This window comes from Amycolatopsis sp. NPDC114478 (genome assembly GCF_055633805.1).
Genome location: NZ_JBVKDO010000001.1, coordinates 243,517 through 268,145, shown reverse-complemented (window position 1 = coordinate 268,145; position 24,629 = coordinate 243,517). Strand labels below are relative to the sequence as shown.

Annotated in this window: 18 protein-coding genes and 1 pseudogene; 14 read left to right on the top strand and 5 right to left on the bottom strand. The window is 73.4% G+C overall.

Features of this window, described 5'->3' with window-relative positions; all coding sequences use genetic code 11:
- Window positions 1-101 precede the first annotated feature (101 nt).
- Window positions 102-2,954: an AAA family ATPase gene (locus ACZ7OH_RS01305; RefSeq protein WP_470279041.1), complete on the top strand. Its 2,853-nt coding sequence runs from the start codon at window positions 102-104 to the stop codon at window positions 2,952-2,954.
- Between the two features lie 92 nt (window positions 2,955-3,046).
- A complete protein-coding gene (locus tag ACZ7OH_RS01300; protein ID WP_470279040.1) occupies window positions 3,047-4,081 on the top strand; it encodes an alpha/beta fold hydrolase in 1,035 nt (344 codons plus the stop codon).
- Window positions 4,082-4,087: 6 nt separating this feature from the next.
- On the opposite strand, the gene ACZ7OH_RS01295 is transcribed toward ACZ7OH_RS01300, so the two are convergent.
- Complete coding sequence (locus tag ACZ7OH_RS01295; RefSeq protein ID WP_470279039.1) at window positions 4,088-5,680, bottom strand: ABC-F family ATP-binding cassette domain-containing protein; 1,593 nt, start codon at window positions 5,678-5,680, stop codon at window positions 4,088-4,090.
- A 170-nt stretch (window positions 5,681-5,850) separates the two neighbouring features.
- Window positions 5,851-6,234 (bottom strand): VOC family protein, encoded by a 384-nt coding sequence (locus tag ACZ7OH_RS01290; protein ID WP_470279038.1) that lies wholly within the window; start codon window positions 6,232-6,234, stop codon window positions 5,851-5,853.
- Window positions 6,235-6,337: 103 nt separating this feature from the next.
- On the opposite strand from ACZ7OH_RS01290, the pseudogene ACZ7OH_RS01285 reads away from it, so the two are divergent.
- The 3 genes and pseudogenes from ACZ7OH_RS01285 to ACZ7OH_RS01275 all read left to right on the top strand — a co-directional run.
- Window positions 6,338-6,823, top strand: a pseudogene (locus ACZ7OH_RS01285) ((2Fe-2S)-binding protein); the annotation flags it as partial.
- A gap of 25 nt (window positions 6,824-6,848) precedes the next feature.
- Window positions 6,849-7,856, top strand: a complete 1,008-nt coding sequence (locus ACZ7OH_RS01280) for an FAD binding domain-containing protein (RefSeq protein WP_470279037.1) — start codon at window positions 6,849-6,851, stop codon at window positions 7,854-7,856.
- Window positions 7,853-9,943: a xanthine dehydrogenase family protein molybdopterin-binding subunit gene (locus tag ACZ7OH_RS01275; RefSeq protein ID WP_470279036.1), complete on the top strand. Its 2,091-nt coding sequence runs from the start codon at window positions 7,853-7,855 to the stop codon at window positions 9,941-9,943. The genes ACZ7OH_RS01280 and ACZ7OH_RS01275 overlap by 4 nt, the downstream gene beginning before the upstream one ends.
- A 2-nt stretch (window positions 9,944-9,945) precedes the next feature.
- Here ACZ7OH_RS01275 and ACZ7OH_RS01270 read toward each other — a convergent pair whose 3' ends face one another.
- Genes ACZ7OH_RS01270 through larB form a run of 3 tightly spaced genes read right to left on the bottom strand, consistent with a single transcriptional unit; the run spans window position 9,946 to window position 12,356 of the window.
- Window positions 9,946-10,416, bottom strand: coding sequence for a DUF4383 domain-containing protein (locus ACZ7OH_RS01270; RefSeq protein ID WP_400893602.1), 471 nt, complete (start codon window positions 10,414-10,416; stop codon window positions 9,946-9,948).
- A gap of 60 nt (window positions 10,417-10,476) precedes the next feature.
- A complete protein-coding gene (gene larC / locus ACZ7OH_RS01265) occupies window positions 10,477-11,658 on the bottom strand; it encodes a nickel pincer cofactor biosynthesis protein LarC (RefSeq protein ID WP_470279035.1) in 1,182 nt (393 codons plus the stop codon).
- Window positions 11,655-12,356, bottom strand: a complete 702-nt coding sequence (larB, locus tag ACZ7OH_RS01260; protein ID WP_470279034.1) for a nickel pincer cofactor biosynthesis protein LarB — start codon at window positions 12,354-12,356, stop codon at window positions 11,655-11,657. Before larB ends, larC begins: the two co-directional genes overlap by 4 nt.
- A 186-nt stretch (window positions 12,357-12,542) precedes the next feature.
- Between larB and larE the strand changes: the two genes are divergently transcribed.
- The 9 genes from larE to ACZ7OH_RS01215 all read left to right on the top strand — a co-directional run bounded on the left by larE (window position 12,543) and on the right by ACZ7OH_RS01215 (window position 24,581).
- Window positions 12,543-13,367, top strand: coding sequence for an ATP-dependent sacrificial sulfur transferase LarE (gene larE / locus ACZ7OH_RS01255; protein WP_470279033.1), 825 nt, complete (start codon window positions 12,543-12,545; stop codon window positions 13,365-13,367).
- A gap of 229 nt (window positions 13,368-13,596) precedes the next feature.
- Complete coding sequence (locus ACZ7OH_RS01250) at window positions 13,597-15,414, top strand: AfsR/SARP family transcriptional regulator (RefSeq protein ID WP_470279032.1); 1,818 nt, start codon at window positions 13,597-13,599, stop codon at window positions 15,412-15,414.
- Window positions 15,415-15,633: 219 nt separating this feature from the next.
- On the top strand, window positions 15,634-17,298 hold the full coding sequence (locus ACZ7OH_RS01245; RefSeq protein WP_470279031.1) for a class I adenylate-forming enzyme family protein: 1,665 nt from the start codon (window positions 15,634-15,636) through the stop codon (window positions 17,296-17,298).
- Window positions 17,299-17,321: 23 nt separating this feature from the next.
- The gene (aroF, locus tag ACZ7OH_RS01240) at window positions 17,322-18,359 is read left to right on the top strand and encodes a 3-deoxy-7-phosphoheptulonate synthase (RefSeq protein WP_470279030.1); all 1,038 of its coding nucleotides are present in this window, start codon (window positions 17,322-17,324) and stop codon (window positions 18,357-18,359) included.
- A 29-nt stretch (window positions 18,360-18,388) separates the two neighbouring features.
- The gene (locus tag ACZ7OH_RS01235; protein ID WP_470279029.1) at window positions 18,389-20,314 is read left to right on the top strand and encodes an FAD/NAD(P)-binding protein; all 1,926 of its coding nucleotides are present in this window, start codon (window positions 18,389-18,391) and stop codon (window positions 20,312-20,314) included.
- On the top strand, window positions 20,311-21,621 hold the full coding sequence (locus tag ACZ7OH_RS01230; protein WP_470279028.1) for a class-II fumarase/aspartase family protein: 1,311 nt from the start codon (window positions 20,311-20,313) through the stop codon (window positions 21,619-21,621). Before ACZ7OH_RS01235 ends, ACZ7OH_RS01230 begins: the two co-directional genes overlap by 4 nt.
- Window positions 21,618-22,709, top strand: a complete 1,092-nt coding sequence (locus tag ACZ7OH_RS01225) for a branched-chain amino acid aminotransferase (RefSeq protein WP_470279027.1) — start codon at window positions 21,618-21,620, stop codon at window positions 22,707-22,709. The genes ACZ7OH_RS01230 and ACZ7OH_RS01225 overlap by 4 nt, the downstream gene beginning before the upstream one ends.
- Window positions 22,706-23,302, top strand: coding sequence for a mycothiol-dependent nitroreductase Rv2466c family protein (locus ACZ7OH_RS01220; RefSeq protein WP_470279026.1), 597 nt, complete (start codon window positions 22,706-22,708; stop codon window positions 23,300-23,302). Before ACZ7OH_RS01225 ends, ACZ7OH_RS01220 begins: the two co-directional genes overlap by 4 nt.
- A 10-nt stretch (window positions 23,303-23,312) precedes the next feature.
- Entirely contained in the window at window positions 23,313-24,581 is a 1,269-nt protein-coding gene (locus ACZ7OH_RS01215) for an ATP-grasp domain-containing protein (protein ID WP_470279025.1), read from the top strand.
- Window positions 24,582-24,629: the final 48 nt, after the last annotated feature.

The following is a 24,629-nucleotide window of genomic DNA, read 5'->3' as shown; positions in this document are numbered from 1 at the left end:
CTATTGGGCGGTCGGTGGTCGCCGCGCCCGTCGGATGACGCTGCCGGTGTACGTCACTCGGCCTTGAGCTGCGGAAACACCGGTTGGGTAAGGTCGGTCGCATGGCGTTGCACGGGCGGGAAGCCGAGCTGAAGGAGCTGGGCGAGCTCGTCGACGGCCCCGAGGACCGCAGTGGTGTGGTCATCCGCGGCGAAGCCGGCATCGGCAAGTCGGCGCTGGTGGCGGAGACGGCGCACGCGGCGTCGGTCGCGGGGCTGCGCGTGCTGCGGACGACCGGGGCGGAGGCCGAGCAGAACCTCGCGTACGCGGGGCTGCACCAGCTGCTGTACCCCGTCCGGGCGGGGGTGGCCGAGCTTCCGGCGCCGCAGCGGGACGCGCTGCGCACGGCGTTGGGCTTGGCAGACGGCGCCTCGCCGAGCGCCTACCTGGTCGGGCTCGCGGCGCTGACGCTGCTGGCCGAGGAGGCGGCGGCGAAGCCGTTGCTGCTGGTGGCGGAGGACGTGCACTGGCTGGACCGGGCGAGCGCGGACGTGCTGGCGTTCGTGGCGCGGCGGATCGAGAACGAGCCGATCGTCCTGGTGGCGACGCTGCGGGAAGGGGCTGCTTCGCCGCTGCTGGACGCGGGCCTGGCGCCGATGGTCCTGGACCGGCTGGCGGCGGACGACGCGGCGGACCTGCTGGACGCGGTCGCGCCGAGGTTGGCACCGGCGGTCCGGACGAGGTTGCTGACGGAGGCGGCGGGGCATCCGCTGGCGTTGACGGAGCTGCCGTCGGCGGACTTCGACGGGCTCGACCCGGTGCTGCCGCTGACGGAGAGGCTGGAGCGCACGTTCACGGCCCGGGTGGCGGGCTTGCCGGAGGCGACGCGGACGGCGCTGCTGGTGGCGGCTTTGAACGAGACGACGGCGCTGGCGGAGACGTTGACGGCAACGGGCGCGCTCCTCGGTGGGGCCTGCGATGGCGGCGCGGGGTGGGCCGGTCCGGCAGGTGGGTCGCGTGGCGGCCGGGCGGGGTCGGCTTTGGGGGGCGATGGCGCCGCGCAGCAGGTGGCTGGTGGCCGCGGGGAGCCCGCTTCAAGCGGCCATGCCCACCAGCCGTCCGCCGAAGCGACCCTCGCCGTCGAACCTGACGTCCTTGCTCCCGCCGTCGAGGCTCGGCTGGTCGAACTCTCCGCCGGGACCGTCACCTTCCGGCACCCCCTCATGCGCTCCGCCATCCCCGCCGCCGCCACGGCAGCCGAGCGGCGGCGGGCCCACCTCGCCCTTGTCGAAGCCCTGCGCGACCAGCCCGATCGCCGGGCCTGGCACCAAGCCGCCGCGACCGCCGGGCCCGAGGAAACCGTTGCCGCCGAACTCGAACGGACCGCCGAACGCGCCCGTTATCGCGGCGGGGCCGCTGCCGCCATCGCCGCTCTCGAACAGGCCGCGCGGCTCAGCGAACGGCCCGAAGCGAGAACCGATCGGCTGCTCCAGGCCGCTGAACTGGCCGTCGAGTCCGGGCGGCGCGAGACCGCCGAACGGCTCGTGCGCGCCGCCAACCCCGCCGGCAAACGTCAGCGCGCCACCGCGAGCCGGCTGCTCAGCGAGTTCGAAGACGGCGTTCGCGAAGACCCCGCCCGCGTCGCCGAGCTGGCGGCCACCGCCGGAACTGTCGCCGCCGACGGGCAGTACGACGCCGCTCTGCGGATCCTCTGGAGCGCCGCCATGCGGTGCTTCTGGACCGAGCCCGGGCCGGCCGCCCGGCGGGCGCTGCTCGACGTCGCCGACGCGCTGCCTGTCCCGGCCGATGATCCGCGGATCGTGGCCGTCACCGCGTACGTCGCCCCCTTCGAACGCGGCCGGGGCGTCTTGGAAAAACTGAAAGAGCTGGCCGCGCGGACCGGCGCCGATCCCGAGGTCGACCGCTACCTCGGCAGCGCCGCGCTGCAGGTCGGGGCCTTCGACCTCGCCGCCCGCTTCTCCGCGGCCGCCGCGCCGGGCCTGCGCGCGCAAGGACGGCTGGGGGCGTTGCCGCGCGCGCTGGCCGTGCTCGCGTGGAGCCGCGTCCGGCTCGGTGACCTGGCCGGCGCCGTGCCCGCCGCCGCGGAGGCCGTCCGGTTCGCGCACGAGACCGGGCAGCCGTTCATGGCCGGGCTGGCCACGGCCGTCCAGGCCGAGATCGCCGCCCTGCGCGGCGACCACAAGCAGGCGAAAACCCTCTGCGCCGAGGCCGAACGCACCGGGCTGGCCGCCGGGGCCCGGCCGGTGCTCGCCACCGTCCAGCTCACGCGCGGGCTCACGAACCTGAGCGAAGGCCGCTTCGAGGACGCCTTCGCCGACCTGCGCCGGACCCTCGATCCCGGCGACCCCGCCTACCAGCTGGCCTTGCGCGCGTACTGCGTCGCGGAGCTGGCCGAGGCCGCCGTCCGGGCCGGGCGGACCGACGACCTGCGGGACGTCCTCGCCGAGCTGGAGTGCCTCGACTCGCCGTCGCCCGCGCTGCACATCGGGCTGCGGTACGCCCGCGCCGTGCTCGATCCGAGTGACGAGCGGTTCGCCGAAGCCCTCGGAGCCGATCTGAGCGGCTGGCCCGCCGAACGCGGCCGCGTCCACCTGGCGTTCGGCGAGTGGCTGCGGCGGCAGCGGCGGGTCGTCGAGTCGCGGACGCACCTGCGGACCGCGCGCGAGACGTTCGACGCCCTCGGCATGACGGCGTGGGCCGAGCGGGCCCGGCGCGAACTGCGCGGCGCGGGCGAGTCGAGCCCGAACCGCGGCCCGGACGCGCGCGAGAAGCTGACCCCGCACGAGCTGAGCATCGCCCAGCTGGCCGCGGAGGGGCTGACGAACCGCGAGATCGGGCAGCGGCTGTACCTTTCGCACCGGACCGTCGGCACCCACCTGCACCGGATCTTCCCCAAGCTGGGCGTGAGCTCCCGCGCCGACCTCGCCGCGACGCTGAAGAACCTCGAAGGGTGACGTACACCCGCTGCGTCACCTGACGGGCGCGAAGGTCACCGAACCGGCTCTAACGTCGTGAAAGTCCCACGGTCTTTCGCACAGGAGTCACGATGATCAGCAGGAGAAGGTTCGGGCAGGCGTTCGCGGCCGGACTGGCGGCGACGTCCTTGGCGGCCTGCTCGTCGAACGCGGCCGCCCCCGCCGCGGCGCCGTCGACGACCCCCGACCCGCGGGCCGGCTCCGGCGAGCACACCTCGCTCGGCGAGGTCAAGCACGCCGACGCCGGGGTGCTGACCATGGCGTACCACGAGTCCGGGCCGGCGACCGGGCAGCCGGTCGTCCTGCTGCACGGCTGGCCGTACGACCCGTACAGCTACGTCGACGTCGCGCCGATCCTGGCCGCGGCCGGCTACCGGGTGATCATCCCGTTCCTGCGCGGCTACGGCCCGACGGCGTTCAAGTCGGCGCAGACCGTCCGCAACGGCCAGCAGGCGGCGGTCGCGCTCGACGTCGTCGCGCTGATGGACACGCTCAAGATCGATAAGGCGGTGCTCGGCGGGTACGACTGGGGCTCGCGGACGGTCGACGTCATCGCCGCGCTGTTCCCGGAGCGGTGCAAGGCGATCGTCGCCGTGAGCGGGTACATCGTGACGAACCTGGCGGCGAACCAGAAGCCGCTGGCCCCACAGGCGGAGCTGGGCTGGTGGTACCAGTACTACTTCGCGACCGAGCGCGGCCGCGCGGGCTACGCGGCGAACCGCCACGACTTCAACAAGCTGATCTGGAAGACGGCGTCCCCGGCGTGGCACTTCGACGACGCGACGTACGACCGCAGCGCGGCGGCGTTCGACAACCCGGACCACGTCGACATCGTGATCCACAACTACCGCTGGCGGCTGAGCCTCGCCCCGGGCGAGCCGCAGTACGAGGCGTACGAGCAGAAGCTGCAGGCGGGCCCGGCGATCCCGGTGCCGGCGATCACGATCGCCAGCGACTTCGACGGCGCGGCCAAGGACGGCACGGCCTACCGCAGCAAGTACACCGGCAAGTACGAGCACCGGATCCTGGACGGCATCGGCCACAACGTGCCGCAGGAGGCGCCGAAGCCGTTCGCCCAAGCGATCCTCGACGCCGCCCGCATGTGACACTCGTCAGCCGCGCACCTCGCCCCCTTCGAGCCGCAGCCGGCGGTCGATCCCGATGGCGTCGAGGAACCGTTCGTCGTGGCTCACCACCACGAACGCGCCGCGGAACGCCGTCAGCGCGCTCTCCAGCTGTCCCGCGCTGACCAGGTCGAGGTTGTTCGTCGGCTCGTCCAGCAACAGCAGCTGCGGCGCCGGCTCGGCGAACAGCACGCACGCCAGCGTCGCGCGCAGCCGTTCGCCACCCGAGAGGACGCCGACCGGCAGGTGCACCCGCGAGCCGCGGAACAGGAAGCGCGCCAGCAGGTTCATCCGCTGCGCGGGCGGCAACGCGGGCGCGGCGGCCGCCAGGTTCTCGGCCACCGTGCGGTCGTCGGCGAGCAGGTCCAGGCGCTGGGACAGGAACGCGATCCGGCCCTCCGCACGGGACACCGAACCGCCGTCCGGGGCGAGGTCGCCGTGGACCATGCGCAGCAGGGTGGACTTCCCGGCGCCGTTGGGCCCGGTCAGCGTGATCCGCTCCGGCCCGCGGATCGCCAGGTCGACGCCGTCCGGGAAGAGCCCGCGTGCCCGCAGGCCCTCGCCGAGGAACAGCGTGCGGCCCGCCGGGACCTCCGTCTGCGGCAGCTCCAGGCTGATCTTCTGCTCGTCCCGCCGCGCGCGTTCGGCCTGTTCGAGCTTGGCTTTCGCCGCGCCGACGCGGGCCGCGTGCGTGCCGTCCGCCTTGCCCGCCGACTCCTGGGCGCTGCGCTTCATGGTGCCGGCGAAGATCTTCGGCAGCCCGGCGTTGCCCAGGTTGCGCGACGCCGTGCTCGCGCGGCGGGCGGCGCGCTCGCGGGCCTGCTGCATTTCCCGCTTCTCGCGTTTGACCTCCTGTTCGGCGTTGCGGATGTTCTTCTCGGCGACCTCCCGCGCGGCTTGGACGGCCTCTTCGTACGCCGTGAAGTTGCCGCCGTGGAACCGGATTTCGCCGCGGTCGAGCTCGGCGATCCGGTCCACCCGGTCGAGCAGCGCGCGGTCGTGGCTGACCACGACCAGGCAGCCGGACCAGTCGTCGAGCACCGCGTACAGCCGGTGGCGGGCGTCGAGGTCGAGGTTGTTGGTCGGCTCGTCGAGCAGCAGCACGTCCGGCCGCTTGAGCAGCTGCGCGGCCAGTCCCAAAGAGACGATCTGGCCACCGGACAGCGTGCTCAGCGACCGGTCCAGCGCGACGTCGAGGCCGAGCCGGTCGAGCTGGGCGCGCGTGCGTTCCTCGATGTCCCAGTCGGTGCCGATGGTGGTGAAGTGCGCTTCGGCGGCATCGCCGGACTCGACGGCCGCGATGGCCGCCAGGACCGGTGCGATGCCGAGGACTTCGGCGACGGACGGCTCCCCGCTGAGCGGCAGGTCCTGCGGCAGGTAGCCGAGGACGCCGTCGGCGGTCACGCTGCCCGCCGACGGCCGCAGGACGCCCGCGACGAGCTTCAGCAGCGTCGTCTTGCCGGAGCCGTTCGGGGCGACGAGCCCGGTGCGGCCGGCCGGGAAGGTGGCGGAGAGGCGGTCGAAGACGGGGGTGTCGTCCGGCCAGGAGAAGGACAAGCCGGACAGCACGATTTCGGACATGGTGAAGACCTCGAAGTGGTGCGAAGCGAAAGGGGGACGTCGAAAGCGGCCCGCACCGGCACTGCCGGGGGCCTGCACACTCCGGAGCTATCCGGAGATGTCGACGTCACCTGCCACGATGGGTCTCCTCCAAAGGATCTTCCCTTCGAAGATAGCAGGGCGGCCCGCCCCTAGCCGCTGGACGGCGCCTTGCTGAGGTCGACGACGCAGAAGCGGTTGCCGTCCGGGTCGGCGAGGACGACGAAGTCCGGCTCCGCGGGGTAGCGGTCCCAGCCGACTTCGGTGGCGCCCAGGTCCAGCAGCCGGGCGACCTCGGCCGTCTGCTCCGCCGTCGTGTCGACCAGCAGGTCGAGGTGCACACGCGGGTACGGCTCGACCGGCGACTCGCTGAGCATCAGCCCCAGTGCGTGCCCGGAGCCGTCCGAGTGCTCCAGCGTGCGCCAGCGGTCGCTGGCCCACTCCTCGGCCACGACCAGGTGCAGCGCCGCCGACCAGAACGCGGCGGCGCGGTCGACGTCGGAAACGCCGAGCACCGGGAACCCGAGCCTGAGCACGGTCCGAGCGTAGTGCCGGGGCGAACCCGGCGCCGCCCGATCGGGTGGTTGGCGCCGGTCCCCGCGGGGTAACCGCCCGGTTCGCCGCTGACGAGGAGAGCCCATGACCACCGAAGTCGCGCTCGCGCTGCGGGTGGACGGGACCGCGCGCCGCGTCGCGGTCGACCCGCGGCGGACCCTCCTCGACCTGCTGCGCGACCAGCTCGGCGTGTACAGCCCGAAGAAGGGCTGCGACCACGGGCAGTGCGGCGCCTGCACGGTACTGATCGACGGCCGCCGCGTGCTCGCATGCCTCGTCCTCGCGGTGACCTGCGAAGGCGCCGAAGTGACGACGGCGGCGGGCCTGGCCCCGGACGGCGAGCTGCACCCGGTTCAGCAGGCGTTCCTCGAGCACGACGGCTTCCAGTGCGGCTACTGCACCCCCGGCCAGATCTGCTCCGCGGCCGGGCTGTTGACCGAGTTTTCCGAAGGCGCGCCGAGCCACGTCACCGCGCCGGTGACGGAGGCTCCACAGTGGACGGACGACGAGATCGCCGAGCGGATGAGCGGGAACCTCTGCCGCTGCGGGGCCTACGCCGGGATCGTGGCGCCGTCCGGCAGGCGGGAGGGAACTCGTGAAACCGTTCGCGTACGGCAGGCCGGCCACGGCGGCGGAGGCGGTCGAAGCCGTCGCGGCCGATCCGGCTGCGGAGTTCCTGGCCGGTGGCACCAACCTGGTCGACCTCCTGAAGCTCGGCATCGCGGCACCCGGCCGGATCGTCGACGTCACGGCGTTGACGTCGACGGAGATCCGGGAGGACGCCGACGGCGGCCTGGAGATCGGCGCCGGCGTGCGCAACAGTGACCTCGCGGCCGACCGGCGGGTGCGCGAGCGCTTCCCGGTGCTGGCCCAGTCCCTGCTCTCCGGTGCGTCGGCGCAGCTGCGGAACATGGCCAGCACCGGCGGCAACCCGTTGCAGCGCACCCGGTGCGTGTACTTCCAGGACGTCACGACGCCGTGCAACAAGCGCAACCCGGGTGAAGGCTGTTCGGCGCTCGGCGGGGCCACCCGGCACCACGCGATCCTCGGCGCGTCCGAGCACTGCGTCGCCACCCACCCGTCCGATCTGGCGGTGGCGCTGGCCGCGCTGGACGCGCGTGTGCACGTGCTCGGGCCGGAGGGCGACCGTGAAATCCCGTTCACCGACCTCCACCGCCTGCCCGGCGACCGGCCGGACCGCGACACCGCCCTCGAGCACGGCGACCTGATCACCGCGATCACCGTCCCCGCGCTGCCGTGGGCCCGCCGGTCGGCCTACCGCAAGGTCCGCGACCGGGCGTCCTACGCGTTCGCCCTGGTCTCCGTGGCCGCCGCCGTGTCCATTGTGGACGGCGTGATCGAGGATGTCCGGGTCGCGCTCGGCGGCGTCGCGCCCAAGCCGTGGCGCGCCCACCGCGCCGAAGACGTGCTGCGCGGCGAACGGCCGGCCGAAGCGCTGTTCCGCGCAGCGGCCGAAGCCGAGCTGGCCGAGGCTCGTCCCCTCGACGGGATCGACGGCGGGAACGGCTTCAAGGTTCCGCTCGTCACCCGCACTCTGACCGCCGTCCTGCGCGACCTGACCGCCGAGGAGCCGGGCCGATGACCGGACTGCTGGAACCGCAAGCCATCGGCCGCGCCCTCACCCGCCGCGACGGGCCGGCGAAGGTCACCGGCACCGCGCCGTACGCGTACGAGGCGCCCGTCGAGCACGCCGCTTACTGCCACGCGGTGCAGGCGACGATCGCGCGGGGCCGCTGCACGCGGGTCGGGACCGTCGAGGCAGAGTCGCTCGACGGCGTTCTGCGGGTGCTGACGCCGTTCACCGCCGAACGGCTGGCGGACACCGAGGACGCCGAGCTGGCCGTGCTGCAGGACCGGGAAGTTCCGTTCCGTGGCCGGGTGCTCGCCCTGGTGATCGCCGAGAGCCCGGAGATCGCCCGGCACGCTGCGGACCTGGTCGAAGTCGACTACGAACGCGACGAGGCCGACGTCGAACTCCGCGCCGACCGCGATGATCTCTACAAACCGGAGAAGGTCAACCCGTCCTTCGAGACGGACACCGACGAGGGTGACGTCGACGCCGCCCTGCGCGACTCCGACGTCACCCTCGACCGGACCTACTCGACGCCGATGTACCACAACAACCCGCTCGAACCGCACACCACGACGGCACTGTGGGAGGACGACGAGTTCACGCTGTGGGATTCCACGCAGGGCGTCCACTCGGTGCGCGGCACCGTCGCGAAGGTGTTCGGCCTGCCGGAAGAGCAGGTGCGGGTGATCTGCCCGTACGTCGGCGGCGGGTTCGGGTCGAAGGGGACCGCGCACGCGCACGTCGTCCTCGCGGCGCTGGCCGCGCGGGCCGTGCCGGGCCGCCCGGTGAAGCTCGCGCTGACGCGGCAGCAGATGTTCAGCCTGGCCGGCTACCGCACGCCGACGATCCAGCGCATGCGCCTGGGCGCCGGCCGCGACGGGCGGCTGAGGGCGCTTCGGCTGGACGTCGTCGAGCAGACGTCGCGGATCAAGGAGTTCGCCGAGCAGACCGCGCTGCCCGCGCGGATGATGTACGCCGCGGCGAACCGGCGCACGAGCCACCGGCTCGCCGCGCTCGACGTGCCGGTGCCGTCGTGGATGCGCGCGCCGGGGGAGTGCCCCGGCATGTTCGGGCCCGAGGTGGCGATGGACGAACTCGCGTACGAACTGGGCATCGACCCAGTCGAGCTGCGCGTCCGCAACGAACCCGAGCGCGACCCGGAGACCGGGAACCCGTTCTCCAGCCGCAACCTCGTCGAGTGCCTGCGCACCGGCGCGGCCGAGTTCGGCTGGGCGGACCGCGATCCGCGCCCGGGCGTCCGCCGGGACGGCCGGTGGCTGGTCGGCACGGGCGTCGCCGCCTCGGTCTACCCGGCGAAGCGGATGCCGGGCTCGACCGCGGCCGTCCGGTTCGAAAACGGCCGCTACACGGCGGAAATCGGGGCCGCCGACCTCGGCACCGGCGCGTGGACGATCCTGCCGCAGATCGCGGCGGACGCCCTCGGCGTGCCGGTCGAAGACGTCGACGTCCGCATCGGCGACACCGAGCAGCCGAAAGCGACGGTCGCCGGCGGGTCCACCGGGACGACGTCGTGGGGTGCCACCTTGGTCGCGGCCGCCGAGGCGTTCCGCGCGAAGTACGGCGACGACCCCGGCGACGGGGACGAGGTCTCGGCGGATACGCCGGAGAACCCGGACGAGGACCGGTACGCGATGTACGCGTTCGGCGCGCAGTTCGCCGAGGCCCGCGTCGACGCCGACACCGGCGAGGTGCGCGTCTCGCGGCTGCACGGCACGTTCGCGGCCGGCCGGATCGTCAACCCGCGTACCGCGCGCTCGCAGTTCCTCGGCGGCATGACCATGGGCCTGTCGATGGCCCTGCACGAGCACAGCCTGCTCGACCCGCGGTTCGGTCACGTCGTCAACCACGATCTGGCGGAGTACCACATCGCGGCCAACGCGGACGTGCTCGACCTGAAGGCGGACTGGCTCGACGAGGTCGACCCGCACGTGAACCCCAGGGGCAGCAAGGGAGTCGGCGAGATCGGCATCGTGGGGACGGCGGCGGCGGTGGCCAACGCCGTCTTCCACGCCACCGGCGTCCGCGTGCGTGACCTGCCGATCACCTTGGACAAGCTGCTGCCGGGACTGCCCTGAGATCAGTGCCCCTGGATCTCCGGTTCGGGGTACTGGCCGCGGCGGCGGTCGATGGCCGTCGTCGTGATGCCGAGCGCGATCATCGCGACGCCGAGGCCCAGGTGCAGCCAGTCGTCGGCGTCGTCGACCGGGATGAAGTTGGCCGGGGTGTCGTGGTTCATCGCCAGCCCGAACACGAACAGCAGGACGTACACCCCGCCGCCGATCATCAGGAACGCCCGCGACCCGCCGTTGCCGCGCGCGGCCAGCACGCCGAGCACGCCGAAGAGCAGGTGGACCAGGTTGTGCAGCACGGAAACGGTGAACACGCCGAACAGCCGCGCCCCCGATTCGTGCCCGGCGAAGTGCAGATCGCCGTAGCCGGCGGTGATCCCCGGCACGAACCCGAGCACCCCCACGACGAGGAACGCGATGCCGACCGCCAGCGCGGCCGTCCGCGCGGTGCTCCGCCGCGACCGGATTTCCGTTGTCATGACACCTCCGCATGAGTGGGTAGCCGCGTGGCTACCCGGCGGGGGCGCGGACAAACCGCCTCACACCTCGACGGCGGCGCGCACCTCCTCCAGCACCCGGCGCAGCGGCTGCCCGGTGGCGTCCGCGGCGGCCTTGACCTCGTCGTACTCCGGCTGCGCCGTGACGACGGACCCGTTGAGGAACCCGCGTTTCACGCTCACCGCGTGCCCGCGGTAGTCGACGGTGACGCGGTCGCGCGGCAGGGACCGCCGCTCGACCGGGGACAGCCGCACGCCCAGCGTCGACGTGTGGGCGAACACCGCCGCGCAGACGCCGTCGACGCGGTCGTCGGCCGCCAGCGCCGTCAAGACCATGCCTGGCCGGCCCTTCGGCGCGGTCACCGGCGCGCACCACGCGTCGGCGGCGCCCGCGGCGCGCAGGGTCGCGAGGACTTCGGGCCACAGCCGGGGATCGAGGTCGTCCACCGTCGTCTCGACGACGGTCATCTTCGCGCGCACCCACCCGCGTTCTTCCGAAGCCGCGCCGACGACCACCCGGACGATGTTCGCGTGCCCGGGCGGATCGGCCGTGCCCGCGCCGACGCCGACCTTGACCGGGACGCACGCCGGCATCGGGCCGTAGGCGTCCGCCAGCGTGACGAGCAGCGCGGCGCCGGTGGGCGTGCACAGCTCGCGGGCGGCCGCGTGCGCGGCGACTGGCGCGCCCGCGTCGGTGAGCAGCGCGAGCACCGCGGGCGGCGGGACGGTGAGCCGGCCGTGCGCCGCGGTCACCGTGCCCCCGCCGACGGCGATCGGCGAGACCGTCACGGTCGCGTCCAGCAGGCCGAGCGCGTCCAGGCCGAGGGCGCACCCGACGATGTCGGCGATCGCGTCCAGCGCGCCGACTTCGTGGAAGTGCACGTGGTCCCGGCCGATGCCGTGCACGGCGGCTTCCGCGTCCGCCAGCCGGTCGAACACCTTGGTGGCAAAGCGTTTCACGGCACCGGACAGTTCGGCTTCGGAAATGAGCTCGAGGATCTCCGGGAGGTGGCGGGCGTGCCGCGTCTCGGGTGCTTCGACGACGACGTGCCGCGCGCGCAGGCCGTGGCGCCGCACCACCCGCTCGGTCAGCCGGATGCCCTCGACGCGCAGCCCGGCCAGGCCTTCGGTGATCGCGGCGAAGTCCGCGCCCGCGTCGACCAGCGCGGCCAGCAGCATGTCGCCGGCGCAGCCGTTGCCGGCGTCGATCCACGCGACGGTCACGGGGCCACCGACTGCCGGGCAACGCGGGCGGCGGCGACGCCCGCGCCGAAGCCGTTGTCGATGTTGACCGTCACCACGCCGGGGGCGCAGCTGTTGAGCATGGTCAGGAACGCGGTCAGGCCGTCGAGGTGCCAGCCGTAGCCGACGCTCGTGGGCACGGCGATCAGCGGCTTCCCGCACAGTCCACCGAGGACGGTCGGCAGCGCGGCCTCCATGCCGGCGATCGCCACGACGGCGTCGGCCGCGGCGATCCGGTCGCGTTCGGCCAGCAGCCGGTGCAGCCCGGCCACGCCGACGTCGACGACGAGGTCCGGCTCCGCGCCGAAGACCGCCACCGTGGTGGCGCACTCCCGCGCGACCGGCAGGTCCGATGTCCCCGCGCACACGACGGCCACGTTGCCGCGCGGCGGCGGCACCGCACCCAGCGTCACCGTCCGGCCGGCGTCGTCGATGTCCGCGCCGGGCAAGCGATCCCGGCACAGGCTCCGGGCTTCGCCGCCGACCCGCGTGGCGAGCACCGCGCGGTCCGGATGGGCTTCGTGCAGCCGCGCGAGGGCGGCCGCGATCTGCTCCGGGGTCTTCCCCGCGCCGAACACCACTTCCGGATCCCCGGTCCGGGCGGCCCGGTCGAGGTCCAATCGCGCAAAACCCAGATCGGCGGTCGCCGCCGTAACCCCAGTCGATACCACCTTCGACACGTTAGCCTTCTCGCGCGTCGTATGTAAACTGCTCCCGGGGGATAGCGCACGAATACGGCAATGGGTTGACTGGGTGGACCCGCCGCGATCGACTTACCGCACGCAAGACGCCTCGATCGGAGGACAAGTGCCGTTCTATTGCCGAAATCGGAACACCGTGACCGAGCCACCAGCGGGGACGCCGTAATGGACACCGGAATCGAAGATCGACTGCTGGCGCGGGTCCGGGGACTCGGCGCCGTCGCCGTCGCGTTCTCCGGCGGGGTCGACTCGGCGCTCGTGCTGGCCGCGGCCGTGCGGGCGCTGCCCGCCGGGCGCGTGCTGGCGGCGATCGCCGACTCGCCCAGCCTCGCGCGGGCGGAACTCGCCGCGGCGCGGGACATCGCGGCCGGCCTCGGCGTCGAGCTCGCCGAGGTCCCGACCGCCGAACTGACCGTGCCCGGGTACCGGGACAACGCCGGAGACCGCTGCTACTTCTGCAAGCGGACGGTGCTCGACGCGATCGCCGCGCTCGCGCTGCGGCGCGGGTTCGCGCACGTGGCGACCGGGACGCACGCCGACGACCACCGCGCCCTGCACCGGCCCGGCCTGCGCGCGGCCCGCGAGCTGCGCGTCGTCGAGCCGCTGGCCGATGCCGGGCTGGGGAAGGCCGAGGTCAGGGCGCTGGCGGCCGCGTGGTCGCTGCCCGTGGCGGACAAGCCGTCGACACCTTGCCTGGCGTCACGTATCTCCGTGGGCGTACCGGTCTCTTTAGGGAGGTTGGGACTGGTGGAACGCGCCGAGATCGCGGTGGGCGCGCGGCTGGCCGAGGCGGGGATCCGCCCGCACGACCTGCGCGTCCGCTTGCTCGGCCGGGGATTCCGGGTGGAGGTGGATGGCCCTGCGCACGAGGCTGTCGCAGCGCGGCCGGGGCTCGCCGTGGCCGTGGTCGGCGAACTCGCCGATCTCGGGCTGACCGGCCCGGGCGAGGTCGGGGCCTATCGCACACCCGCACTCGCACCACCGCCGTAGGCATTCGCCCGCGCGGTGATTTGTGCCGTCGCCGAACGGGCTATGAAAAAAACACACGCCCGTCCGAAGCTATCGCGTCGGACGTATTCGTCAGCGAATTGCGACGATTCGAGTACGGTCCGAGTCGATCATTCCCGGGTATCGCCGTGCCGAAAAACCGTGTCGGTTGTCCCGTGTTGCCGAGCGCATTTCTCGGCTATGTTTCCCGCGTACAGTGGGGGAGGATCGCATGAACTTCGAGCTGCTCGGCACCTTGCGGGTCCAGCGCGACGGGGAGCGGGTGGACCTCGGCGGCCTGCGCCAGCAGCGGCTGCTGGCGATGCTGCTGCTGAGCGTGAACAAAGTGGTCGGCGCCGACCGGCTGCTGGAGGCCATGTGGGACGGTGAGCCGCCGGTGACCGCGCGAAGACAGCTGCACAACGCGGTCGCCGCGCTGAGACGCAGCTTCGGGGCGGCCAAGCACATCGTCGTCAAGGACGGTCCCGGCTACCGGATCACGGCCGACCCGCAGGACGTCGACGCGCACCGGTTCACGACGCTGGTCGCGTCGGCCTCGGCGGCGGCCGCGGCCGGGCGCGCCACCGCGGCCGTCGAGCACCTGGAAGCGGCGCTCGCGCTGTGGAACGGCCCGGCCCTGTCCGGGCTGAACAGCCCGGTGTTCGAGATCGTCGCCGCCCGGTTCGAGGAGAACCGGCTGAGCGCGACCGAACGGCTCATCGGGCTGCGCCTGGACGGCGGCGAGGCCTCGGCGCTCGTGCCGCAGCTCGGCGAGCTCGTCTCGCGGCACCCGCTGCGCGAGGAGACCCGCAAGCTGCTGATGCTGGCCCTGCACCGGTGCGGCCGGACGGCCGACGCGCTCAACGCGTACGAACAGGGCCGGCGGATGCTGCGCGACGAGCTGGGCGTCGACCCGGGGGCGAGCATCCGCGAGCTGTACGAACGGATCCTGCGCGACGACCTGCCGAAGCGGCGGCCACCCGAGCCCGCGGCGGGCCGGTCCTTCCTGCCGTACGACACCGCGCACTTCACCGGCCGCGCCGAGGAGCTGCGGTTCCTGGCCGGCAGCCGGCCCGCCGGGACCGCGTTGAGCATCCTGGCCATCGACGGGATGGCCGGCGCCGGCAAGACGACGCTGGCGGTCCGGCTCGCCCACCAGCTCGCGCACCGGTACCCGGAGGGCCACCTCTACATCGACCTGCACGGGCACACGGCCGGCCAGGAGCCGCTCGAACCGGACGCGGCGCTGGAGCGGCTGCTGCTGGACTTCGGGCTCCCGCCGTCCCGGATCCCCCGCGACGCCCGGCAGCGCGCGGCCCGCTGGCGCGCGGAGGTCGCCGAGCGGCGCGTCCTGGTGGTGCTGGACAACGCGTTCGACGCCCGCCAGGTCCGCCCGCTGCTGCCCGGCACGGGCAAGGCGCAGGTGATCATCACGAGCCGCCGCCGGCTGGCGGGTCTGGACGGGGTGACGTCCCGCTCCCTGGACGTGTTCCCGGCGCCGGACGCGGCGGCGCTGTTCACCCGGATCGCGGGCCCGGGCCGGACCGCGGACCGCCCGGACGCCGTCGCGGAGATCGTGGCGCTGTGCGGCAACCTGCCGCTGGCGATCACGATCGCGGCGTGCCGCTTCCACAACCGGCCGGCCTGGTCGCTGGACGACCTGGCCTTCCGCTTGCGCGACCGCGTGCGGCGGCTGGCCGAGCTGAGCTTGGAGGACCGGAGCGTGGCGTCGCGGTTCGAGGTGTCGTACGAGCGGCTGACGGCGGCGCAGCGCCGGCTGTTCCGGGCGCTGGGAGCGTTCGCCGGCGAGGAGTTCGACGCGGCCGACGCGGCTCTGGTGCTGAACCAGCCGGTGCCGGAGGCGGAGAGGTTGCTGGAGGAGCTGTTCGACGCCCACGTGCTGCGCCAGCGGAAGGCGGGCCGGTACCACTTCCACGCGCTGGTGCGCGAGCACGCGCGCGAGAAGGGCGAGGAGCACGAGGCGCTGCTGTCGACGTTCGGCCGGACGACGTTGGCCACGGTCGGCGAGCTGGAGTGCAGCCTCGGCTGATCCGGGCAGGACGCACTGAGTAACCCCGCGCGAGCCCACCGGCTCCGCGGGGTTCTTCCTGTCCTTCCGTGACAGCTCCGGTACTCACCGCAAACCCTTGCCGCGCAATGCATCCGTCCCGATGCACCACCGATGCACCGGCAAGGCCGCGCCGATGGTCTCACCCGGCATCCTCGGTCCCGGAGTCAAAACCGTGGTCCCGCAGCAGAAAGTGATGCCATGGAGTTCACGCACAAGACCGTCCTGAGCCCCGAGCTGCGCGCCCGGGTGCTCGCCGACCCGAGCATCGGCGGGGGGAACCTGCTGCCCGCGATGCTGGAGCTCAACCCCTTCCCGGACGAGCCCTTCATCCACTCGCTCACGCCGATCCCCTACACCGACGGCGAAACGCGGCACTGGTTCAGCCTCCGCGACCTCGACCACCTCGTGCAGAGCTGGTCGGTCTGGTACCTCGAGCGGGGCGTGCGGCCGCACGACCGGGTCGCCGTCTTCCCGCCGGACTCCATCCAGTACTTCCTGCACCTCTCGGCGCTCGCGCGGATCGGCGCGATCTCCATGCTGATCAACAGCAACGCCAAGCGGGACAGCGCCGTCGCCCTGATCGAGCGCAGCGGGGCCATCGGCCTCTACACCGACTCCGAACGGCTCGGCCGGGTCGCCCCGGACCTCGACCGGCTGAACCTCGAGTGGGTGCACACCGACCAGGACGGCCCGCCGTCGGCCGTGCTGCCGGAAGCCGACCGGTTCCGGCACCACCCGGACGACCCCGTCGGCCTCATGCACTCCTCCGGCACCACTGGCCTGCCGAAGCCCGTCATCCACACGCACAAGACCATTTTGGACGGCCCGAAGTGGCGTGCGGTGAACTACCAGGAAGAGCCCGACGCGCTCATCCTCAACGCGCTTCCGCAGTCGCACCAGGGTTGTGTGTCGTTCAACGCCTACGCCGTGCTGGGCGGGCAGCCGATGGTCGTCCACCGGGACGTCTCCGGCGCCGAGCTCGCCGAGGCCGTCGAGACGCACCAGCCGACCATGGTGATGGCCTTCGGGCACGCCTACCCGGAGCTCGCGGCGATCGAGACGCCGCCGGGCGCGCTCGACTCGGTCAACATCTGGGTGTCCATGGCGGACGCCATCCACGAGCGGCACCTGAAGAACATCCTCGGCCGCCGGTCGCCGGAACGGCCGCCGGCCGCGTTCCTGGACCGGCTCGGGACCACCGAGCTCGGCTGGGGCGTGCTCATGCAGCCGCGCACCCTCGCGACCGAACGCAACGACCGCTGCGTCGGCAAGTCGGTCGGCTTCGCCGAGGTCGCGATCGTGCGGGAGAACGGCACGCTCGCCGAGCCCTACGAGTACGGCTTCCTCGGTGCGAAGCCGCCGTCGATGACCGTGGGCTACTGGGGCAACCAGGACACCTACTACCGCAGCAAGCTCGCCGGCTACTGGCTGACCGGGGACGTCGCCTACCGCGACGAAGAGGGCAACTTCTACCAGGTCGACCGCGCGGTCGACGTCGTGCACACCGCCGACGGCCCCGGCTACTCCGTGCTGATGGAGGAACTGATCCTCAACGAGGTCGCCGGCGTCGAGGACTGCACCGTCGTGGCCGGCGGCTACGGCGGGGAGAAGGTGGCCGTGGCCGTCGTGACCGGCCGGGACGTGGACGCCGAGAAGGTGCTGTTCGCGGCCAACGAAGCCCTGCGCGCCAACGGGAAACCCGAGCTGTCGGTCGTCGAGGTCGCCACCGGCGACGACGACTTCCCGCTCGGCGTGACCGGGAAGTCCCTCAAGCGCTTCCTCCGCGACAAGTACAAGGACCTCGCCGTCCACGTCCGGGACCGCCGGGGCAAAAACCTCGCGACGAGCGACGCGCTCGCGTGACCTGCCGAGAAGAGACGATTGCCGTGACCCACCAAGACCAACTGCTCGTGTTCGACGAGACCGTGACCCGCGCCCGGGTCGACGGCTGGCTGCGGTACCTGGAGTCCGCCGGCACGCCGACGCAGGTGTACCGCCTCGGCGCGAGCCACGTCCTCCCGGTGTCCGGAGTGGACAACCCCGAGCTGCTCGCCGCGGCGGCGGACCTGCCGTCGCCGACCCGGCGCGTGCCGCGGGGCGGCGAGGCGTGGCTGGGCCGCCGGGAGCTGCGCCCGGCCGGGACCGAGGTCACCCTCGGGTCCACGACGATCGGGGACGGTTCGGTCGCGGTGATCGCCGGCCCGTGCGCGGTCGAGACGCCCGAGCAGATGCTGGCCACGGCGGAGGTCGTGGCCGAGCACGGTGCCGTCGCGCTGCGGGGCGGGGTCTTCAAGCCGCGGACGTCGCCGCATTCGTTCCAGGGGCTCGGGTTCTCCGGGCTGGAGCTGCTCGTCGAGGCGCGGAAGCGGACGGGCCTGCCGTTCGTCACGGAGGTCGTCGACGCGGAGCACGTCAAACGGCTGGCCGAGGTCGTCGACGGCTTCCAGATCGGCGCGCGGAACATGCAGAACTTCGCGCTGCTGAGCGCGGTGGGCCAGAGCGGCCTGCCGATCGTGCTCAAGCGCGGGTTCGGCTGCACGGTCGAGGAGACCCTTTCCGCCGGGGAGTACCTGCTGCTCGAAGGCAACGACCAGGTGGTGCTGTGCGAGCGCGGCATCCGCACGTTCGAGCCGTCGGCGCGGTTCACCCTCGACCTGACGGCGGTGGCGCTGTGGAAGCAGCGCACCCACCTGCCGGTCATCGTGGACCCGAGCCACTCGGGCGGGCGCCCGGAGCTGGTGGAGCCGCTGTCGCTCGCCGCCATCGCGGCCGGGGCGGACGCGCTGCTGATCGACGTGCACGTCCAGCCGGAGCAGGCGCTGTGCGACGCCAAGCAGGCCTTGCGGCCGGAGCAGTTCGCCGCGCTGATGACCCGGCTCGCCGGCGCCGCGGCCGGCCTGGGCCGCAGCCTGCAAAAACGCTGACCAAGTCACCAGTACGGGAGTGGGAGACAGTGTTCGGGGAGACGTCGGAGATCGCCGTGGTCGGGCTCGGCCCGCGCGGGCTGTCGGTCGCGGAACGGCTGAGCGCCAACGCACACGCGCTCGTCCCGCGGGGCCGGCGGCTCGTCGTGCACCTGGTCGACCCGCGGCTGGCCGACGGCGGCCAGGTGTGGCGCAGCACGCAGGACCGCCTGCTGCTGATGAACACCGTCGCCTCGCAGGTGACGATGTTCGTCGACGACACCGTCGACTGCGCGGGGCCGGTCGTGCGCGGCCCGAGCCTGTACGAGTGGGCGCGGTCGATCGCCCTGCTCGGCAGCCCGGCCGTGCCGGACGCCGTCCGGGCCGAAGCCGAGGAGCTGGGCCCGGACGACTACCCGTCGCGCGCGTTCTACGGCAGCTACCTGCGGTGGACGCGGCGGCGGATCACCCGGACCGCGCCGCCGTCGCTCGAGTTCGCGGCGCACCAGGCGCGGGCGGTCGACGTCCGGGACACCGGCGGCGGCCGGCAGGACGTCGTCCTCGACGACGGCACGACCCTCGGCGGGCTGGCCGCCGTCGTGCTCGCGCTGGGCCACCAGCCGCACGAGCTCACCCCGGCCGAAGCGGACCTGAGCCGCTACGCCGACCGGCACGGCCTGCGGTACCTCGCGCCGGGCAACCCGGCCGACGCGTCGCTCGACGACGTGCCGGCGGGGGAGCCGGTGCTGCTGCGCGGGATGGGCCTGAACTTCTTCGACCACCTGGCTCTGCTCACGCTCGGGCGCGGCGGCGAGTTCACCCGCGAGCCGGGTGGCGCGCTGACGTACGTGCCGTCCGGCCGGGAGCCGCGGCTGGTCGCCGGGTCGCGGCGCGGGGTCCCGTACCACGCCCGCGCCCGGAACGAAAAAGGCGCGTCCGGGCGGCACGAACCGCGGTTCCTCACCACGGCGGTGATCGGGCGGCTGCGGGCCGGCGCCGACTTCCGCCGGGACGTCTGGCCGGTGATCGACCAGGAGGTCCGCACGGTCTTCTACGCGGCGCTGGTGCGGGAGCGGGGGTGCGCGTGCGACGTCGAGGAGTTCACCGAAGCGTTCGCGGCGGCCGGGCCGGCGGAGGTGTCCGCGGATCCCTTGGCGATGCGGGAGACCGAGGCCCAGCGGATCGTGCTGGCCAAGTTCGGGCTCGACCGGACCTGGGACTGGGGAAGCGTCGCGACGCCGTACTCGGCGGCCGACCTGGTCTCGACGACGACCTTCCGCGCGTGGCTGCGGTCCTCTGTGGACACCGAGCTGGCCGAGGCGCGCAAGGGCAACGTGACCGGGCCGCTGAAGGCGGCCACCGACGTGCTGCGCGACCTGCGCAACGAGATCCGGCTGGTCGTCGACCACGGCGGTATCTCCGGCGCGTCCTACCGCGACGACCTGCGGCGCTGGTACATGCCGCTCAACGCGTACCTGTCGATCGGGCCGCCCGCCGAACGCGTCGAGCAGTTCGGCGCGCTGCTGGACGCGGGCGTGCTCGAAGTGCTCGGGCCGGACCTGCGGATCGAGGCGGCCGGCGGCCGGTTCGCCGCGCGGTCGGCGGCCTGCCCCGACGTCACGGTCCGCGCGAAGACGCTGATCGAGGCGCGCCTGCCGGACACCGACCTGCGGCGCACGACGGACCCGCTGCTGCGCGCGCTGCTGGCGCGCGGCGAATGCCGCCCGTACCGCATCGGCGAGTTCGAGACGGGCGGCCTCGCGGTGACGCGCCGGCCGTACCACGTCCTGGACGCGGGGGACCGGCCGCACCCGAGCCGGTTCGCGTTCGGCGTGCCGACCGAAGCGGTGCACTGGGTGACGGCGGCGGGCATCCGGCCCGGTGTCAATTCGGTGATCCTCGGCGACGCGGACGCCATCGCGCGTTCGTGTCTGCGGATCGCCGCCGACCAAGACGATCTGGGGAGGACCGCGTGAGCGAGCTGCTCGCCCCCGCGTGGGCCGGGACCGGCGCCGGTGCGCTCGTCGACGACCACGCGCTGCTGACCGCGATGCTCGGCACCGAGGTCGCCCTCGCCGAGGCGCAAGCCGAGCTGGGCGCGATCCCCGAAACCGCGGCGAAAGCCATCCGGGCCGTCACCGTCGCCGACCTCGACGCGCGGGCCATCGCGGCGGGAGTGCGCGAGACGGCGAACCCGGTGGTCGCCTTCATCGCCGGGCTCACCGCCGCGGTCGACCCGGCCGCCGCCGAGTACGTCCACCGCGGCAGCACCAGCCAGGACATCCTCGACACCGCCCTGATGCTGCTCTGCGCGGCCACCCTCGACCGCGTCACCCGGGACCTCCTGACGACCGCCGCGAGCCTGGCGGACCACGTCCGGACCCACCGGGACACGCCGATGGCCGGGCGCACCCTGACCCAGCACGCCGTGCCGGTCACGTTCGGGCTCAAGGCCGCGACCTGGCTGCACCTCGTCCTCGACGCCGTCGAGCGGGTGCGCCGGGCGCGCGCGGACCTGCCGGTCTCGATCGGCGGCGCGGCCGGGACGCTCGCCGCGTACGAGGAGTACGGTCCCGGTTCGCTGGAACTGCCCGACCGGGTGGCGGAGAAGCTCGGCTTGGCTCCGCAAGTCCTGCCGTGGCACGGAATTCGCACCCCGATCGCCGACGTCGCCTCGGCCCTGCTCGTCACCACGGGTGCGCTCGGCAAGATCGCCGCGGACGTCCTCGTGCTGGCGCGCACCGAGATCGGCGAGGTCACCGAGGAGCGCGCGCCGGGCCGCGGGGCGTCCTCGGCGATGCCGCAGAAGCACAACCCGGTGTTCGCGACGCTCGTGGCGACCGCAGCCCGGCAGCTGCCGCCGCTGGCCGTCGTGCTGTTCGGCTCGATGACGGCCGAGGACGAACGGTCGTCGGGCGGCTGGCACGCCGAGTGGCAGCCGCTGCGCGACGCCCTGCGCATCACGGGCGGGGCCGCCGCCAACGGCGTCCGGCTGGCCGAGACGCTGCGGGTGCACCCCGAAGCGATGGCGGCGAACCTGCGGCTGACGCGGGGCGCGATCGTCTCCGAGCGCGTCAACGCCGTCCTGGCCCCGAAGCTGGGCAAGGCCGCGGCCAAGCGCCTGCTGACCGAGGCCACCGCCGAGGCCGAGCGCACCGGCGCGGACCTGGCCGGCCTGCTCGACGTTTCCCCCGGCCTGCTGGACCCGGCGGGCTACACCGGGCTTTCCGGCCCGCTGGCCGACCGGGCCCTGGCCCGCTTCGAACGCGAGGAGCGACGATGACGACCCTGGACTTCGCCCACGAGCGGACCGACCCGATGCCCGCCGACCAGCGTGAAGAGCTGCTGCGGATGCCGGGCTTCGGGTCGCTCTACTCCGACCACATGATCACCGCCCGGTGGACCGCCGATCGCGGCTGGCACGACGCCCGCAGCCGGCCCCTTGCCGAGCTCTCCCTGCACCCCGCCACCATGGCGTTCCACTATGGACAGACGATCTTCGAGGGGCTGAAGGCGTTCTGGCGCCCGGACGGCCGGCACGTCCTGTTCCGGCCGCGCGACCACGCCGCCCGGTTCGCGCGGTCGGCCCGCCGGATGGCCATGCCCGAGCTGCCGGAGGCGGACTTCCTCGCGGCCGTGACGGCGTTGCTGCGCGTGGACGGCGACTGGGTGCCGCGGTCCCGCGGGCACAGCTTCTACCTGCGGCCGTTCATGATCGCCAGCGAGACGCACCTGTCGAACCGGCCCGCCGAGGAGTACCTGTTCGCGGTCATCGGCAGCCCCGCCCGGCCCGCCACGGTCGAACCGGCCCCGATCCGGCTGTGGGCGTCCCCCGAATACGTCCGCGCGGCCGACGGCGGCACCGGCACGATCAAGTGCGGCGGCAACTACGGCGGCTCGTACGTCGCACAGCGGGAGGCCGCCGAACACGGCTGCCACCAGGTCGTCTGGCTGGACGCGCGTGAGCGCCGGTTCGTCGAAGAAGTGGGCGGCTCCAACCTGTTCTTCGTCGAGGGTGACCGGCTCGTGACGCCGCCGCTGAGCGAAACGCTGCTGGCCGGCGTCACGCGCGACTCGATCCTGCGGCTGGCCGGACGGCTCGGCCTGGCGGTCGCCGAAGAGCCGGTCACCCTCGACGACTGGGAACGCGGCTGCCGGTCCGGGCGCGTCACCGAGACGTTCGCGTGCGGCACGGCCCGCGCGCTGGCCCCGGTCGGGCACGCGGTCACGCCGGACCGCGAGTGGGCCGTCGGCGACGGCACCACCGGCCCGGTCACCCGGCGTCTGCTGAACGCCTTGCTGGACATCCAGTACGGCGAAACCCCCGACGAGTTCGGCTGGCTGCACGCCGTCACCGGGAGGACTTCGTGAAGATCGACTTCTACTTCGACCCGGCCTGTCCGTTCGCTTGGATCACCTCGCGGTGGATCCTCGATGTCGAACGGCACCGCGAGGTCACCCTGCGGTTCCGGGTGATGAGCCTCGGCGTGCTCAACGAGGACCGCGAGATCGAGCCCTGGTACCGCGAGTTCTGCGACCGCTCGTGGGGCCCGGTCCGGGTCTGCGTCGCCGCCGCGCAGCAGCACGGCGAGGACGTCCTGCGTGACCTCTACACCGCGCTCGGCACCCGGATCCACAACGGACGCAACAAGGACTTCCCCGACGTCGTCGCGCAGGCGCTGGCCGAGGTCGGCCTGCCGGCCGGGCTCATCGACGCGACGGAGAGCACCGAGTACGACGAGGCCCTGCGCAAGAGCCACGCCGAGGCGCTGGCCCCGGTCGGCGCGGACCTCGGCACCCCGGCCATCCACGTCGACGGCACCGGCTTCTTCGGCCCGGTGCTCAACGCGATCCCGCGCGGCGAGGACGCCGTCAGCCTCTTCGACGGCGTGGTCGCGCTCGCGCGCAACCCGCACTTCTTCGAGCTGAAGCGCGCCCGGACGCCGGGCCTGAGTTACGAGTGAGGGAACGGACATGAGACGCATCGGGTTCGTCGAGTCGAACCGGTCCGGATCCGGCTTCGACGCCCTGCGGGCGGCGCGCGGGCTGGGCCTGCACGTCACCTTCTTCAGCTGCGGGCTGGACCGCTACCACGCGACGCCGGGCGGCACCGAGGTGCTCGAAACGTGCGTCGACGAGTTCGTGTCCTGCCCGACCCACGAGCTGGAACCGCTGCTGGAGGCGGTCAAGGCCGTCGACGCCGCCAAGCCGCTCGACGCGCTGCTTTCGGTGGCCGAGTACGAGGTGATCCAGGCCGCCGAAGCGGCCCGCCAGCTCGGCCTGCCCGGCCCCGACCCGGCCGCCGTCCGGATCGCCCGCGACAAGGCCGCGCAACGACGTCGCTGGGCCGAACGCGGGGTGCCCGTGCCGGAGTTCCGCGTCGTCACCACGGCCGAGCAGGCCGTACGGGCGGCCGGCGAGATCGGGCTGCCGTGCGTGGTGAAGGCGGTCGACGAGACCAGCGGCGCGCACGTCGTCCGCTGCACGACGCTCGACGAAGTCACCGGGACGTTCACGGCGATCCGCTCCGCGACGACCAACCGCCGCGGCCAGGCCCGCTCGCCCGAGGTGCTCGTCGAAGAGTGCCTCGTCGGGTTCGAGGTCAGTGTCGAGGTGCTGGCCGAGGCGGGCGCGGTCCGCGTGCTCGGCGTCACCGACAAGGTCCTCGGCGGCCGCAACCGGTTCGTCGAGCTCGGGCACAGCTTCCCGACGGCGCTGCCCGGCGACGTCCGGCGCGAGCTGGAGTCGGCCGCGGTGGCCGCCACCGAGGCCGTCGGCTTCGACCTGGGCATCGCGCACGTCGAGCTCAAGTACACCGGGGACGGCCCGAAGCTGATCGAGATCAACCCGCGGCCGGCGGGCGACCGGATCACCGAGCTGATGGACGCCAGTTTCGGGTGGTGCACGATGGAGCTGCTGATCCGCCAGTACCTCGGCGAGCCCGCCGGCGACGTCGTGACCGAGCCGGCGCGCGGCGCCGCCATCCGGTACCTCACCGCCGACCCCGGGATCGTGACCGCCGTGACCGGCCTGGACATCGCGGCCGCGGTGCCCGGGGTCCGCGAAGCCGGGGTGTCGGTCGGGCCCGGCGGGCGGGTCGACCCGTTGCGGGTCAACGAAGACCGCGTCGGCCACGTCCTCGCGACGGCCGCCGACGCCTACCTGGCGGGCCGGATCGCCGAGGCCGCCGCCCAGCAGATCGTGGTCGGAACCCGGGCCGATGCGCCGCCGATGGTCCGCTGATGGCCGCGTCGGCGAGGCTGGACCCCGGCCGGACGGAGGAAGAGAAGA

Excerpts from the sequence above, each read along its gene's own strand:
- ACZ7OH_RS01305 (WP_470279041.1), top strand. The coding sequence starts at position 102 with ATGGCGTTGCACGGGCGGGAAGCCGAGCTGAAGGAGCTGGGCGAGCTC.
- ACZ7OH_RS01300 (WP_470279040.1), top strand. The coding sequence starts at position 3,047 with ATGATCAGCAGGAGAAGGTTCGGGCAGGCGTTCGCGGCCGGACTGGCG.
- ACZ7OH_RS01295 (WP_470279039.1), bottom strand. The coding sequence starts at position 5,680 with ATGTCCGAAATCGTGCTGTCCGGCTTGTCCTTCTCCTGGCCGGACGAC.
- ACZ7OH_RS01275 (WP_470279036.1), top strand. The coding sequence starts at position 7,853 with ATGACCGGACTGCTGGAACCGCAAGCCATCGGCCGCGCCCTCACCCGC.
- ACZ7OH_RS01270 (WP_400893602.1), bottom strand. The coding sequence starts at position 10,416 with ATGACAACGGAAATCCGGTCGCGGCGGAGCACCGCGCGGACGGCCGCG.
- larE (WP_470279033.1), top strand. The coding sequence starts at position 12,543 with ATGGACACCGGAATCGAAGATCGACTGCTGGCGCGGGTCCGGGGACTC.
- ACZ7OH_RS01250 (WP_470279032.1), top strand. The coding sequence starts at position 13,597 with ATGAACTTCGAGCTGCTCGGCACCTTGCGGGTCCAGCGCGACGGGGAG.
- ACZ7OH_RS01245 (WP_470279031.1), top strand. The coding sequence starts at position 15,634 with ATGGAGTTCACGCACAAGACCGTCCTGAGCCCCGAGCTGCGCGCCCGG.
- ACZ7OH_RS01225 (WP_470279027.1), top strand. The coding sequence starts at position 21,618 with ATGACGACCCTGGACTTCGCCCACGAGCGGACCGACCCGATGCCCGCC.
- ACZ7OH_RS01215 (WP_470279025.1), top strand. The coding sequence starts at position 23,313 with ATGAGACGCATCGGGTTCGTCGAGTCGAACCGGTCCGGATCCGGCTTC.